The organism is Bradyrhizobium sp. 172 (genome assembly GCF_023101065.1).
GTDB classification, from domain to species: domain Bacteria; phylum Pseudomonadota; class Alphaproteobacteria; order Rhizobiales; family Xanthobacteraceae; genus Bradyrhizobium; species Bradyrhizobium canariense_D.
The window spans coordinates 2,535,866-2,549,636 of sequence record NZ_CP064701.1; the positions used below are offsets into that span (position 1 = coordinate 2,535,866).

Here is a 13,771-nt window from a genome sequence, read left to right on the forward strand (position 1 = left end):
CACCTGCGGAAGCGGGTGCGCAGGAGGATCGGGTGGGACGCTTTCGGCCGCATATTCTTGTCGTGACAGCGCTGGCGATCGTGCTGTCCACGGGGTGGCATGGTGCGCTTCGCAACGCGCTGACCGACCTGCGGTTCGCCTGGCAATCGCGTGCCGCGACCGGCAATGTCGTCGTGGTGGCCATCGACTCGCCCTCGATCGATCAGATCGGGGTGTGGCCCTGGCCGCGCCGGCTGCACGCGGAACTATTGCACAGGTTAGAGGCCGCGGGGGCGCAGGACGTCGCTTTCGACGTCGATTTCAGCTCGCCATCCGATCCGGCCTCCGACGAGGCTTTCGTCAAAGCGCTGCGTGAGGCCGGGGGCTCGACCATCCTGCCGTCCTTCAAGCAGCCCGCGCCGAATGGCGGCGCAGCTCACATCAATCGCCCCCTGAAGCCGTTCGGCAACCAGTCGTGGCCGGCGCTGGTCAATGTCGCGATCGAATCCGACGGGCTCGTTCGCCGCTATCCGTTCGGCGAGAAGCTCGGCGAGGCCGTGATGCCGTCGATGGCCGTCGTGCTGGCCGGGCAGGACGCCAATCGGCGGCCGCCTTTCCTGATCGATTTCAGCATTCGGGCGGGCTCGGTTCCGAGTGTCTCCTACGTCGACGTGCTCCGCGGCGAAACCGCCACTCTCGACAAGCTGAGAGACAAGAAGATCATCATTGGAGCGATGGCGCTCGAACTCGGCGACCGCTTCAGCGTTCCGAATGGCCGCATTATCTCCGGACCCATCCTCCAGGCGCTGGCAGCGGAATCGATCCTCCAGAACCGGATGCTGCGCTGGACCTCTGATACCGGCATGATCCTGGGTCTCGCTGGGATCTGCCTGCTGATGGTGTATTCGTGGCGCCGCTTGGGACCGGGAATTCGCGTCGCAATCCTGATCTCGGTCGGGGCGGTTTTCGAGCTGGTGGCGGTCCTCGTGCAGGCAAGATGGCCCTTCATCATCGACACATCGCTGTTCCACATCGCGATTGTCGCCTATCTGACGGCAATTGCACTCGACGAAATCGATTTCCGAGGTCTCCTGGGGCGCATCGCCGAAAGCCGCTTTCATCGTATCGCGATGTCACTCGGCGATGCCCTCATCTGCACCGACGAAGATCAGCTCATCACCGTGTGGAATCCCGGCGCCAGTGCGATCTTCGGCTATCTGCCCGCCGAGATCATCGGCCGCCCGTTCGAAACGTTGTGCGCCGTGGCGGGGGACGGTGACGCGAGGCCGTCCATGCGCGACGCCGCGCGCCAGGCACTCCTGGTCCCTGGCGGGGCGGTCGTCGTCGAGTTCGAAGGGCGGCGCAAGAACGGTGAAACTTTCCCGGTCGAGGCGAGCTTCTCGGGCTGGCAGGGAACGGACGGCTTCCAGTACGGAGCCATCCTGCGCGATATCTCGGTCCGCAAGCGTGAGGCCGAACGCGTCAGATATCTCGCCGAGTACGACGCGCTGACCGGTCTTGCCAACCGCAACACGCTGCATGCCGGACTGGTCGGCATGATCGCGGATGCGGGGCAGCGCCCTTGCGAGGTCGCGTTGCTCGTGATCGGGCTCGACGGCTTCCAGAGCATCAATGACATGCTGGGTCATTCGGCCGGAGATCTCGTGCTGCAGGCGGTCGCTGGTCGCCTGAGAGCCGAGGCGCGCGGCGCTGTCGTTGCCCGGCTTGGCGGAGACGAATTCGCCATTGCGCGCAAAGGCGCCGATGGTGACGCAGAGTTCGCCGAGCGCATCGCGCGCGCCTTCGAAGCGCCGCTTGCGACCGGCACGCGGCAGCATCGCGTCAGAATCAGCATCGGCGTCGCCATCCATCCGGAAGGCGGGCACAACGCCGACGATCTCCTGAGCAATGCCCATCTCGCTCTGAGCAAGGCAAAGCTGACCCGGCGGGGCAGCCATGTGATCTTCGAGAGCGCGATCCGGGAGGAGCTGGAGAACCGGCTGACGCTGGAGAGTGAATTGGCGCTTGCCGCCGATCGCGGCGAGTTCGAGCTGTTCTACCAGCCCCAGGTTCGCCTGGTCGATGCCAGCCTGGTCGGGGCCGAAGCGCTGATCCGCTGGCGGCATCCCGTGCGCGGCTACGTTTCGCCAGGAGAATTCATGCCGGTGGTCAATAGCTCGGCCCTGTCCGAGCGGATCGGAAACTGGGTGATGGAGACCGCCTGCCGTCAGGCACGCGCCTGGGAATTGTCCGGCGACAGAGTGCGCGTCGCGATCAATTTGTCGCCCTCGCAGTTGCAGTCCGGCGATCTGGCGCATTCGGTTGCGGGGATGCTCGAAGCGACGGGGCTCACGCCGTCGCTGCTCGAGCTCGAGGTCACCGAGGACATCCTGCTTCATGATGAAGCGCGCGTGCTCGACATGTTCAAACGCATCCAGCAGCTCGGCGTCCGCGTCCTGTTCGACGATTTCGGTACCGGGTATGCGAGCCTGAGCTATTTGAAAAAGTTTCCGCTCGACGGGCTCAAAATCGACCGCTCGTTCGTGCTCGGTCTGCTCGCGGATTCCGACGATGCGGCGATCGTCGGGTCGACCATCAGTCTCAGCAAACAGCTCGGTCTCACGGTCGTGGCCGAAGGCATCGAGAACCGCGCGACGGCCGATTTCCTGGTGAGCATGGGATGCGAGGAAGGCCAGGGCTATTTCTTCGGCCGTCCGATGCCGGCGGAAGCATTCGAGCGGCAATTCTTCGCAGCCGAATGCGCCGCCGTCAGTGCCGCCTGAACACCTGAGCTTCGATGCAGGTTCCCGCGACATCGCTCAAGTCGCAGGACGGCCGTTGACGGGAAAACCGGAAAGCTGATCGATCTTCCGTATCTGGCCTATCGGCGAAGTGTCGGCCCCTCCCAAGAGGTCCGCTTATCAGGGCATGACGGACCAGAGTTGCTGACGTTGAGATCTTGGCATTGTGACCACAAGCGGTCGTCGCGATGACCAGGAGCTGTTCTTACCGACAGCGCGCCATCCCCGAAGCGGATCTACTGCTACGAGGAGCGCTGATCACGAAGCGGGGAGCGCGAGCTGGGCACCTGGATGATGCGCTGATGTTGTACGCGGAATAATTCTGAAGAGTCGCCGCGGACGTCGCGACGACTCTTCAGTGGTCACAGCACACTAGGCGACTGGGCCCTTTCACGGGCTGCTTCGACTGCGTCCATCCCGGTCTGCCTGATCCGATCCAGAGCCTCGCCGCCCGTATCGGAGACCTCTGCTAACAGGGTGTCGGAGTTTTCGCGCAACGCCTGCGAGACGGCACCAACACGGCTGTTCAGGTCGGCCTTTACAGCATCGCTGGTCTCCCCGACATACTCATTCTCGATGTCGGTTGTTCTAAATGCCCCTGCGACTGCGGCGCCAATGGCCAAGCCGACGACGCCAAGCACCAGCGGTTGCTTTTCTAGCATATCAGACAACGACGACTTTGCTTTTGAGACGGCTTCGCCGCCCGGAACCTGGTCGCGCACTTTAGCGAAGCCGTCCCGCGCCATCTCTAGGCCGTCCTCGAACTGAGCCCTCATCTTGTCCGCGGTTCCTGACAGAACGCCGGATGCAGCGTCCTTGGCTGACTGCAACGTGTCTTCGCCATCGAGGGACCCTATGTGATCCATTTCGGGCGCCGTGGGAGGCGCCGCAGTGCGCTGGATCGCTGATGCCGCAGTCCGCATCGTGCTCACCCCGCCATCGACCACACCGGACGCGGCGGCCGCCGTCGACCGAGCTGCGCCCTTGATCCTGTCGTCACCAGCCATAAGCCACAGCGCGCCGCCTCCAATTAGAACGGCGGCAAGGGGATTTTCCTTGGCCGCTGCGACCAGATTGTCGAAAAAGCCAGTTTGCGTGCTCCTCATCGGACCATTCCCTTCACGGTGTCCTTGTCCTTTTCCAGCTGCCGGATGGTCTCCCGCGGCGCAAGATTGCGGGCGTCCATCCGATTGATGCCGACCGCAAACAGCACGCCCGCAATGGCGCCAGCGAGGATCGCGGATGTCAGGTAGGAAAGCGGTTGCGACCATCCCGCGGAGATCAACGCCGCCGACAATGCGAACAGCGCCATCACAATGGCGGGGGTCACCAGAAGGGCGCCACCGGCAATGAAGCCTGCTGCTCCCGTTATCTTCTGCACTCTGTCGCTGAGTTCAGCCTTGGCCAAGTCGATTTCGTTCTGGAACAGCTTGGCGAACTGCCCCATCGCGTCCGCTACAAGCGTGGAGATGGTCCGAAGATCGTTCTGGCTTGTCTTGATATCGTGCTGAATGGTCATGATACGCTGCCGCCTTTGAAGGACGTCGTTCGCTGCGGATTGTTGCCGGGCGCCGACGAGCCCTGCATTGATGCGTGACCGGTTTTGGCGGAAGAGGTGGTTCCGCGCCATTCGTCGCCCTGTGTCGAGGACATTCCGCTGTTCGTTCCAGGTCGCGATGAAGGCGAGTCACCGCCGGAGGCCTTCAAGAAGCGGACGGCGGCGAAACCGGCTAGCACCGAGACGCCAAGGAAAGCGGCTGGCTGACGCTTCGCGAAATCGGTTGCGCCATCGAGGAGATCGCGGAAGCTGCCGTTGCGGATCTTCTCGGCGGTATCTTCAACATAGTCCGCGGCGGAGTTGATGCCGCGGGCGGCAAAAGGCACATCGCTCTCGAAGGCGCGAGCCGCTTCCCGAACATTGCCGGCAAGTCGCTCAATGAACTCGGCTCCAGTCCGCTGCTGCTCGCGTGCCTGGCCGCGAATCTGGTCCATGGTCCCCGAAGCGAGGTCCTTGGCCGCATCCCCGGCTTCCTTGAACTTGTCCTGGGCGATGTCAGCGGTTGCCCGGAAGGCCTCGTCCGCCCGCTGCTTCACAGTCGCTCCAGCCTCCACCATTTGGTCCTTCAGGTTCTTCGGAGAACCCGCGTTCCGATCTTCATTTGAATTCGTGCCTCTGCTCAGGTCTAGATCGCTCATGGTGTGTTCCTTCAGGTATTGGAATTGCGGGAGGGATTGAAAGCGGCTCCGACGACGTCGTCGGCGGCTGTCTTGAGCGAGTCAGCGAGGTTCTGAGTCATGCGGCTGGCATGCTCACCGAGGCCGGCCTCGGCGACTCTGCTTGTTGCCGCGTCGGCTGCCGACATTGCGGCATCTTTGGCCGCGTCAAATCCGGACTGAGCGGCCTCGGCGGCGGCCCGCTTCACGCCGTCGCTCGCCTGGCCCATGGCCTTGGCTTCAACCTTGGTTTCCGGAAGAGCGGCTGCGATAATGGCTCCGATCGCCACCCCAAGCCCGGCGATTAGCGCGGCATTATCGCTAATGATCGCGCGAGCTTGTTCGGGCGCCCTTCCGGCAGCGTCCTTAGCTGCGGAGGCACTGTCCTTCGCCGCATCCACCCCGCTCTTGAGCTTCTCGCCAATCCTCTCGGCGGCTTGGGAGGCCTGTGCGCGTAAATCCGCCGCGAGACCGGCAGTCGAATCTTGCGCCTCGTCGGCCATGCTCGCGGCCTGATTGCGGGCGGAAGATAGTTGATCCCTGAGATCGCCTTGCATGGCGCGCGCTCGATCCGCCATGTCCTCGAAAACCTCGTTCGCCTTGTCCATCGCAGGGCCGGAAACCTCGGCGGCGCGGTCTCGCACGGTTTTCGAGGTGAGCGCCAAGCCGGCACCGATCATCAAAAGCGGCAAGGGGACGCCACGCGCCAAGCGTAGGAGTGGAACCGCCACGGCGGTCCCGGCGGCCACGCTCCGCATCGGGTTGTCCATAACTTGCTGTTTCAGTCCGTCCACCCAGCTCTTTGTCGTGTGGGTGACATAGTCCGATACTTCCGACTTGATGTGCTGCGGCGACACCTTATGGCGGATGTCCTCGGCCGTCTCCGAGACCTGCTCTTTCAGCCGATCGACCGTAGCGGCCAACTCAGCGCGACTTCGCTCGGACTCACGCCTCAATTCTTCCACGGACCGCGTCATCACATCCCTCTCTCGCTTTTCGGATTTCTTGTATTCAAACTCACGGTTTTTTGAATTGTTCCTATGAGCCGCTTCGCAGTGGATTCGATCCACAGAGCGCACCTGGGATGAGCGAGAGCGCGACCTGATCTTCGTCAAAGTCGAGACCGCAATACAACTCAGGAGCCATTAGCGGCCTCTACCCCACGTGCGGCCCGGGGCGTCGACCGTCGTCCGTGGTGTGCACCGCTACTGCAAGCCCTTCTTGTCATAAGCAGCAATTTTGGTGCCGAAGAGGATCGAAAGAGCCGGAGCTGTGATTGAGGACCCAACTGGCTGAGCGCCAGGAACGAACCAGCTGAACGACAGCCGATCTCCGGTCAGGAAGAGTGGCGCACATGAGCTCTGGACGATCGCCCAGCGGCATCTAGTCAGCTTCTGGACTCGCCGTATCGGGGGCAGAAATCTGCAGTCCCGCCTCGTTGAGAGCATCCGCAATTTGCTTCGCGAGCAGCTTGGCTTCTTCAATTCCCATTTTTGCGTCTGGGTAATGTGCAAAAAATGCGCAAATGGTCGTGGAGATAATCGTATTCACCTGGTGCGGATCAATCATTCTACGGCACTCGAAAATGCCGCTGCTTATCGCGCGACAATTAGGATGAGATCAGTGAGGAAAAGTCCGGCTCTCATTGCGATGATGATCCCAATCGCGGCAGGTCCGCCTCTTTCTGCGGTGACCGAAAGGGACACGCCTGCTGGGTGTTTCTGAAAGAACGCAATCCCACTCCCAGAAGCGCTATTTGCCCCCAACGCTAAAGACGTTGTGCGGAAGCTCTCAGGCGCCAAGCCGAAGTGGGGCAAGTTTGATGTCTTTCTAGCGCCGACGTGCCACCGCGACGCCGAACAGGAAAGCAACGAACAGGCTGGCAAGCGGTGCTTCGCGCGTGATCGCGGCGACGGTCGCGAGGGGTTTTCCGGGCTTGCGCGCGTCGTCGATTGCGGAGGTCATGCGGTCGACAGCTGCGTGCAGGCCACCTGCGACTTCACCGATGGTGCGGGATACGTCCGTCGCGACATCAATGGCGCGCTCGGCCATGCCGGGATGTGAGGTGGACTGCGGGATCTCCGTGCTCAAGTGCGCGACCTCCGGGCTGATCAAGTGGCGGAGGCCGATACCTTTGGCTATCCGCGCGAGCGCTCGTTCTGAACAGCGGGTCGCATGACCTTTGGCTATCCGCGACAGGCGCCGTGGTTTTACGGCGGGTACCGGCCTTGAATGAGCAATTCGGCGCGCGGGCTTTTGTTCCGAGACGATGCGCCCCCCGCGCCGACCGCCCCCGTGAAACGACGGATGCGAATCTCTGTTAGGCTGGCTCAATCTTGCTGATCTCAGGAGACAGCTGTGACCGACCGGACCACGACGGATCGAGCCCGGCGCATCGCCTTGCTCGGCGCTCCCATCGACATGGGGGCTTCGCAGCGCGGTACCCTGATGGGCCCTGCGGCGCTCCGCACCGCCGGCCTTGCGACATTGCTCGAGAGCCTGGATTTCGAGGTCGTCGATTACGGCGATCTCTCGGTGGCCGAGCTCCGGGACCTCGCAGACAGGCCCCCCGACAAAGCCAATCACTACCGCGAAATCCAGCGCTGGACGCGTGTGCTGAGCCGCAAAGGCTACGAGATAGCGAAAACCGGCGCGCTGCCGATTTTTCTCGGCGGCGATCACACGTTGTCGATGGGATCGGTGAATGCCATGGCCCGTCACTGGCAGGAGCGCGGACGCGAGCTGTTCGTGCTCTGGCTCGATGCACATGCGGACTACAATACGCCGGAGACGACGATCACCGCCAACATGCACGGCATGTCGGCGGCATTCCTGTGCGGCGAACCCGGCCTCGACGGATTGCTCGGCGATGATCCGCGCGCCTCGATCGATCCCGACAGGCTCGACCTGTTCGGCGCGCGCTCAATCGATAAGCTCGAAAAGGAGTTGATGCGCACGCGCCGGATCAGGGTTGTCGACATGCGCCAGATCGACGAGTTCGGCGTCGCCGTGCTGATCCGCCGCGTCATCGAGCGCGTGAGGGCCAGCAACGGCGTGCTGCATGTCAGCTTCGACGTCGATTTTCTCGACCCCTGCGTCGCACCCGGCGTGGGCACGACGGTGCCGGGCGGAGCGACCTATCGTGAGGCGCATCTGATCATGGAGCTTCTGCACGATTCCGGCGTGGTCGGATCAGTCGACATCGTCGAGCTCAATCCGTTTCTCGACGAGCGTGGCCGCACCGCGCGCACCGCGGTCGAACTGATCGGCAGTCTGTTCGGCCAGCAGATCGCCGACCGGCCGACCCCGAGCAATGCGATCGCGCCGGGCGAGTGACGGACGAGCCGTTTGTGCATTGCGAAGAAGAGAACTGCCGTCGCCGCCACCGGATTTAGATCAGTCCAGATGGAAATCGACTGTTTTTGAAACAGGTGCGAATTGCAAATGCTCGTCGCAGAATGTTTCATGCGGGTCGCGCTTCAGCCGAGGATCCGCCAATGAGCAGAACATTCGACAAACCCGCGGGGACGACTCGCCGCCGCTTTCTGCGCGGCGGTGCTGCGGTGGCGGGTGGTACCGTCCTGGGCGCCCGCGCATCGGTTGCCGCCGAGACCCACAACCTTCCACCCAACATTCCCGAATGGATGAAGGCGCCCGGCGAACCGATGGGAAGCCAGCCCTACGGCGCGCCGTCACCGTTCGAGAAAGGCGTCGTCAAGAACATCTCGAAGACGCTCAAGCAGTACATCTCGGCCTCCAGCCGGACGCCATTGCAGGAGCTCGATGGCATCATCACGCCGAACGGACTGTTCTACGAGCGTCATCATGGTGGCGTTCCGACCATCGATCCGGCCCAGCACCGGTTGATGCTGCACGGGCTGGTCGAGCGCCCGCTGATTTTTACAATGGACGATCTCAGGCGTTTCCCGTCGGAATCGCGCGTCCACTTTCTCGAATGCTCCGGCAATCCCGGCTACAGCAAGCCTTACGGCAAGACCGCGTCGGACCTTGTAGGTCTGGTGAGTTGTGCAGAATGGACCGGCGTCAGCCTCAAGCTGGTGCTCCAGGAGGCCGGATTGAAGCCGGATGCCAAATGGATCGTCGCCGAAGGTGCCGACGCGGCTGCGCTGACGCGCAGCATCCCGATCGAGAAATGCCTTGAGGACGCCATGCTGGTCTACAGCCAGAACGGGGAGCGGCTGCGTCCGCAGCAGGGCTATCCGCTGCGGCTGTTCCTGCCGGGCTTCGAGGGCAATATGAGTGTGAAGTGGCTGCGGCGCCTGCATGTGACTGCGGAGCCGGTTTACTCGCGCGAGGAGACCTCGAAATACACCGACCTGCTGCCGGACGGCACCGCGCGTGAATTTTCGTTCTACATGGAGGCGAAGTCGATCATCACGCGGCCTTCGGGCGGCCAGCGTCTGAACGGGTCCGGCTTCCACGAGATCACCGGTATAGCCTGGAGCGGGCATGGCAAGATCGCGCGCGTCGAAGTGTCCGTCGACGAGGGAAAGAGTTGGCAATCCGCGCAATTGCAGGAGCCGGTGCTGACGCGAGCGTTGACGCGCTTTCGCCTGCCCTGGCAGTGGGACGGCAAGCCTGCCGTGATCCAGAGTCGTGCTATCGACGAGACCGGCTACGTGCAGCCGACGCTCTCCGAGTTGCTCGCGGTGCGCGGCGAGAACTATTTCTACCACAACAACGCGATCTGGCCTTGGCGCATCGCGGCTGACGGCGAGGTGACCAATGCGCTGGCGTGAGACTTGCGGCATTGCTGTCGTCATCGTGCTGTGTGCGTTCGCGAGTGGCGCGCAGGCGCAAGCCCCGTACGGCCTCGGACGGCCCGCGACGGCTGCGGAGATTGCGGGCTGGAATATCGATATCGGACGCGACGGCAGCACTCTGCCGAAGGGAAGCGGCTCGGTGAGCCAAGGGCGCGAGGTGTTCGCCCAGCAATGTGCATCATGCCATGGCGACAAAGGCGAGGGCGGGCTCGGTGACCGGCTCGTCGGTGGGCAGGGCACGATCGCAACGCCAAGGCCGATCCGCACGGTCGGTAGCTATTGGCCGTATGCGCCGACGCTGTTCGACTACATCCGCCGCGCGATGCCGCAGAACGCGCCGCAATCGTTGAGCGATGAGGAGGTTTATGCGGTGTCCGCGTACATCCTGAACCTGAATGGACTGGTGGGAGCGGATGCGACGCTCGATGCCAAATCGCTTGCGGCGGTCAAGATGCCGAACCGCGACCAGTTCGTCGGCGATGCGCGGCCGGATGTGAAACACTGAGCGCCTGGGGGCGATCAGGTTCCCGTATCGGCCTGGAACTTGCCTTGGCCAAGGGCGGAACTCGCAGGACGCGATTGCATTAACCTGTGAGAGGAAAAGCATATGGATTCCACGATGGCAACGGATCGCTTCGCAAACTCCATGTCCTCAGCGCTTCGCCATCCCGGCGTAATCGCGTTGATTGTGGCCGCGGTGACGATTGCTGCGATGCTCATCGTCGATCACGGACCATGGAATCGCGCCAAGACGCAGCCCGCCCACGTTGCGATGTACGCAACCACGGGTGAAGCCGCGCGCGCCGCTGGTGCCAAAATTCTCCCGACGGAACCGAAATCACCAATCGAGCCAGCGCGGCCGGGGCCAAAGACGTCCCCGACCGTCAATCCAGTGACGCCGTAAGACGCTTAGCTCTTGCGGCCATAGTTGAGCAACCCGCCGCTGCTCTTGGGAGGATGCGCGCGAAGGGCTTCCTCGTTCGGATCGGTGCCCCAGCCGGGCCGGTCCGGAATGACCAGATGGCCGTTCTGAATTTCGGGCTCATGCGTGAATAGTTCGCGGTCCCACGCCAGGCGATCGATGTCGATCTCCATGATGCGCAGGTTCGGCACGGCGGCGCAGAAATGCGCGTTCATCATCGAACAGAGGTGGCCGTAGAAATTGTGCGGGGCAACGTTGACTTCGAACGCTTCCGCGGCGGCTGCGATCTTCATCGACTGCCAGACGCCGTTCCAGGGCGTGTCGATGATCGCGACGTCCATGGCCTGCTCGCGAAAATAGGGCAGGAATTCCCGCAAGCCCAATAGCGTCTCGCAGGACGAGATCGGATGCGGGCTTTGCCTGCGGATGTAACCGAGCGCTTCCGGATTGAAACTGTCGATCTCGATCCAGAACATGTCGAGGTCCGCGATGGTGCGCAGGATCTCCAGATAGCCCTCCGTCTTGGCGTTGAAGTTGCAGTCAAGCAAGATGTCGACGTCGGGGCCTGCACCGTCCCGGATCGCTTCCAGATGCATTCGCAGATCGCGCAGGATTTTGCGATCGACGTTGATCTCGGGAGCGAAGGGCGAGCCGAAGCCCGGTCGCCAACCGGTCGGTTTGCCGTTATCATAGGAGAAGATGTTGGTTTTGAGCGCGGTGAACTTCTTCTCGCGCACCTCGCGTCCGATTGCCTTGACGCCGTCGAGGTTCTCAATCGGCGGCTTGTACCAGGACGGATGATTGATCCGCCACGTTGCGCAATGCGACCAATAGACCCTGACATGGTCGCGGATCTTGCCGCCGAGCAGTTCGTAGCAGGGAACACCGAGACATTTCGCCTTGGCATCGAGCAGCGCATTCTCGATTGCGCCGAGCGCCTGCGCCACCACGCCGCTGGCGGCAGGGCGGGTGGCCGCGAACAGCTCGGCGTAGATGCGCTCGTGCCGGAAAACGTTCTGCCCGATGACGCGGGCAGACAGGCGCTGGATCGCAGCACCGACGCCGGGCGAGCCGAAGCCCTCGTCGAACTCGCTCCAGCCCACGATGCCGTCCTCGGTCGTCAGCTTGACGAAGTGGTAGTTTCGCCAGCCGGCGTCGCAGGCGAGAATTTCGAGACTTGTTGCTTTCGACGATTGGGTCATGTCGCTCCCTGTTGCCCGGCTGGGCTTTTTTCTTTGGCCGGCGCAAGCCCGGCTCCAGCCACGATTGTTAGGCTAACGGCCCTGCGCAGTGAAGCCTGGCGAGGTGTGCAGGGAAGCCCCTTCCGAACGTTCTATTGGAAAACGCGGGGAATCCGGTGGGGACAGCCATGATCTTGCCCGGGATCGTCCTGAAAAGGCGCCATGCTCTGACTTTTTTGGCCACAATCGGGATCGACCCTCCGGCCATGAGATTTCTGGCTGTGATTTCGATCCTGGCGCTGCTCACGATGAGTGGAGCCGCCATTTCCGATCAGTTTCTGACGGCCGATCAGCACGCCGCGCACGGGGTGGAATAGCGCGGCGGGCGTATACGTTTTTGTCTTGGGGGAGACAGCGATGCTTTCGATCGACCAATTCCTGCGCTTCATCAGCGTGCCGGCTGTGTTTGCGACCTTCATCATCGCCTCGCAGATCTCGGCAGCCTTGTCGCAAGGCAAAGGCTAGTCAGCCGATCAATGACGAGCCGAGCAGGGCGAGCACAGCCAGCGCCATCAGCGCGGTGCCGAGCCAGCCCAGCGCGACGAGCCACGACCGGCCCTTGAAGCGACCCATGATCGCCTTGCTCGAGACGATCAGCATCATCATGGCCATGATCGGAACGGCGACGATGCCGTTGAGCACGGCGCTCCAGACCAGCATGTGGATCGAGTCGATGCCGGTGAACCCGAGACCGAAGCCGATGATGGTGGCGGCGGCGATGATGGTGTAGAAGCCGACCGCCTCGTCGGGCTTCGCCTCCAGCGTCGCGCGCCAGCCGAAGATCTCCGCCACGCCGTAAGCGGCCGAGCCCGCCAGCACCGGAATTGCGAGCAGGCCGGTGCCGATGATGCCGATCGCGAACAGGGCGAAGGTGAAATCGCCGGCGAGCGGCCGCAGCGCCTCGGCGGCCTCCGTCGCCGAGTTGATGTTGGTGACGCCATTCGCGTGCAGCACCGAGGCGGTGGTGAGGATGATGAAGAAGGCGATGCCGTTGGAGAGCAGCATGCCGGAGAGGGTGTCGGCCCGGATGCGCGCCAGCTCCGGACTGCCGCCGCGCTTCAGCTCGCGCAGCGGCTTGTCGCGCTTGCCCTGGTTCATCTCCTCGACCTCCTGCGAGGCCTGCCAGAAGAACAGATACGGGCTGATCGTGGTGCCGAGCACGGCGACGACCATCATGAAATAGTCGGCGCTGACATTCGTCTTCGGCCACACCGCCGCGAGCAGCGCCGTGCTCCACGGGATCTTCACGGTGAAGGCGGTCGCGACATAGGCGAACAGCGCCAAGGTGAGGAATTTCAGCACCGGCGAATAGCGCCGATAGGGCAGGAACACCTGCAGCAGGGTCGAGCCCGCCGCGAAGATCAGCGCGTGCTCGTGGTTGAGGCCGCCGATCACCAGCGAGAGCGCCTCCGCCATCGCCGCGATGTCCGCGGCAATGTTGAAGGTGTTGGCGGCGACCAGCATGGCGACGAGCGACAGCACCGCCCAGCGCGGCGCGATCTGCATGACGTTGGCCGCCAGCCCCTTGCCGGTGACGCGGCCGATCCGGGCGCTGACGAGCTGGATCGCGATCATGAACGGCGTGGTCAGAAATACCGTCCAGAGCAGTCCGTAACCGAATTGCGCGCCGGCCTGCGAATAGGTGGCGATGCCGGACGGATCGTCGTCGGCGGCCCCGGTGACGAGACCCGGCCCCAGCCTCTGCAACAGCGACGGTGCGGATTTCGTGGGGCTGACGGCATCGTCGGTCATGGCAGGAGGGGTCTCGGTCGGGGCGCGTCCTTCACAAATGCTAATGAGGGAACAAGGTTCCCGGGCTGCGGGTAACGC

General features: G+C 63.0%; 14 protein-coding genes. 6 read left to right on the forward strand and 8 right to left on the reverse strand.

All coding sequences use genetic code 11. The annotated features are described in order from the left end of the window. The first annotated feature begins 32 nt into the window (after positions 1-32). Entirely contained in the window at positions 33-2,762 is a 2,730-nt protein-coding gene (locus IVB07_RS12015; protein ID WP_247767653.1) for an EAL domain-containing protein, read from the forward strand. Positions 2,763-3,142: 380 nt separating this feature from the next. Here the strand turns inward: IVB07_RS12015 and IVB07_RS12020 are convergent, their stop codons facing one another. From IVB07_RS12020 to IVB07_RS12045, 6 genes are all read right to left on the reverse strand, one after another. Continuing rightward, positions 3,143-3,886: a hypothetical protein gene (locus IVB07_RS12020; protein WP_247335308.1), complete on the reverse strand. Its 744-nt coding sequence runs from the start codon at positions 3,884-3,886 to the stop codon at positions 3,143-3,145. Next, the gene (locus tag IVB07_RS12025) at positions 3,883-4,299 is read right to left on the reverse strand and encodes a phage holin family protein (protein ID WP_018454880.1); all 417 of its coding nucleotides are present in this window, start codon (positions 4,297-4,299) and stop codon (positions 3,883-3,885) included. Before IVB07_RS12025 ends, IVB07_RS12020 begins: the two co-directional genes overlap by 4 nt. Beyond that, the gene (locus tag IVB07_RS12030; RefSeq protein WP_247767654.1) at positions 4,296-4,976 is read right to left on the reverse strand and encodes a hypothetical protein; all 681 of its coding nucleotides are present in this window, start codon (positions 4,974-4,976) and stop codon (positions 4,296-4,298) included. Before IVB07_RS12030 ends, IVB07_RS12025 begins: the two co-directional genes overlap by 4 nt. Before the next feature lie 11 nt (positions 4,977-4,987). Next, the gene (locus tag IVB07_RS12035; RefSeq protein ID WP_247335348.1) at positions 4,988-5,971 is read right to left on the reverse strand and encodes a DUF3618 domain-containing protein; all 984 of its coding nucleotides are present in this window, start codon (positions 5,969-5,971) and stop codon (positions 4,988-4,990) included. Positions 5,972-6,377: 406 nt separating this feature from the next. Beyond that, entirely contained in the window at positions 6,378-6,563 is a 186-nt protein-coding gene (locus tag IVB07_RS12040) for a hypothetical protein (RefSeq protein WP_247767655.1), read from the reverse strand. Positions 6,564-6,824: 261 nt separating this feature from the next. After that, positions 6,825-7,085 carry a hypothetical protein gene (locus tag IVB07_RS12045; RefSeq protein ID WP_247335302.1) on the reverse strand — a complete coding sequence of 87 codons (261 nt, stop codon included), beginning with the start codon at positions 7,083-7,085 and terminating at the stop codon, positions 6,825-6,827. Positions 7,086-7,352: 267 nt separating this feature from the next. Between IVB07_RS12045 and rocF the strand changes: the two genes are divergently transcribed. The 4 genes from rocF (at position 7,353) to IVB07_RS12065 (ending at position 10,682) form a co-directional block, all read left to right on the forward strand. Next, positions 7,353-8,330: an arginase gene (rocF, locus tag IVB07_RS12050; protein WP_247335300.1), complete on the forward strand. Its 978-nt coding sequence runs from the start codon at positions 7,353-7,355 to the stop codon at positions 8,328-8,330. A gap of 161 nt (positions 8,331-8,491) precedes the next feature. After that, a complete protein-coding gene (soxC, locus tag IVB07_RS12055) occupies positions 8,492-9,754 on the forward strand; it encodes a sulfite dehydrogenase (protein ID WP_247335297.1) in 1,263 nt (420 codons plus the stop codon). Continuing rightward, the gene (locus IVB07_RS12060) at positions 9,741-10,283 is read left to right on the forward strand and encodes a cytochrome c (protein ID WP_247335291.1); all 543 of its coding nucleotides are present in this window, start codon (positions 9,741-9,743) and stop codon (positions 10,281-10,283) included. Before soxC ends, IVB07_RS12060 begins: the two co-directional genes overlap by 14 nt. 102 nt (positions 10,284-10,385) lie before the next feature. Next, positions 10,386-10,682, forward strand: coding sequence for a hypothetical protein (locus IVB07_RS12065; RefSeq protein WP_007601505.1), 297 nt, complete (start codon positions 10,386-10,388; stop codon positions 10,680-10,682). A gap of 5 nt (positions 10,683-10,687) precedes the next feature. On the opposite strand, the gene IVB07_RS12070 is transcribed toward IVB07_RS12065, so the two are convergent. Beyond that, positions 10,688-11,902, reverse strand: coding sequence for a mandelate racemase/muconate lactonizing enzyme family protein (locus tag IVB07_RS12070; protein WP_247335289.1), 1,215 nt, complete (start codon positions 11,900-11,902; stop codon positions 10,688-10,690). Positions 11,903-12,069: 167 nt separating this feature from the next. Between IVB07_RS12070 and IVB07_RS12075 the strand changes: the two genes are divergently transcribed. Beyond that, positions 12,070-12,258 (forward strand): hypothetical protein, encoded by a 189-nt coding sequence (locus tag IVB07_RS12075; RefSeq protein WP_247335286.1) that lies wholly within the window; start codon positions 12,070-12,072, stop codon positions 12,256-12,258. Positions 12,259-12,406: 148 nt separating this feature from the next. On the opposite strand, the gene IVB07_RS12080 is transcribed toward IVB07_RS12075, so the two are convergent. Continuing rightward, on the reverse strand, positions 12,407-13,693 hold the full coding sequence (locus IVB07_RS12080; RefSeq protein ID WP_247335282.1) for a divalent metal cation transporter: 1,287 nt from the start codon (positions 13,691-13,693) through the stop codon (positions 12,407-12,409). Positions 13,694-13,771 lie beyond the last annotated feature (78 nt).

Coding starts and splice junctions, on each gene's coding strand:
- IVB07_RS12020 (WP_247335308.1), bottom strand. CDS start 3,886: ATGAGGAGCACGCAAACTGGCTTTTTCGACAATCTGGTCGCAGCGGCC.
- IVB07_RS12025 (WP_018454880.1), bottom strand. CDS start 4,299: ATGACCATTCAGCACGATATCAAGACAAGCCAGAACGATCTTCGGACC.
- IVB07_RS12030 (WP_247767654.1), bottom strand. CDS start 4,976: ATGAGCGATCTAGACCTGAGCAGAGGCACGAATTCAAATGAAGATCGG.
- IVB07_RS12035 (WP_247335348.1), bottom strand. CDS start 5,971: ATGACGCGGTCCGTGGAAGAATTGAGGCGTGAGTCCGAGCGAAGTCGC.
- IVB07_RS12040 (WP_247767655.1), bottom strand. CDS start 6,563: ATGATTGATCCGCACCAGGTGAATACGATTATCTCCACGACCATTTGC.
- soxC (WP_247335297.1), top strand. CDS start 8,492: ATGAGCAGAACATTCGACAAACCCGCGGGGACGACTCGCCGCCGCTTT.
- IVB07_RS12060 (WP_247335291.1), top strand. CDS start 9,741: ATGCGCTGGCGTGAGACTTGCGGCATTGCTGTCGTCATCGTGCTGTGT.
- IVB07_RS12065 (WP_007601505.1), top strand. CDS start 10,386: ATGGATTCCACGATGGCAACGGATCGCTTCGCAAACTCCATGTCCTCA.
- IVB07_RS12070 (WP_247335289.1), bottom strand. CDS start 11,902: ATGACCCAATCGTCGAAAGCAACAAGTCTCGAAATTCTCGCCTGCGAC.
- IVB07_RS12075 (WP_247335286.1), top strand. CDS start 12,070: ATGATCTTGCCCGGGATCGTCCTGAAAAGGCGCCATGCTCTGACTTTT.
- IVB07_RS12080 (WP_247335282.1), bottom strand. CDS start 13,693: ATGACCGACGATGCCGTCAGCCCCACGAAATCCGCACCGTCGCTGTTG.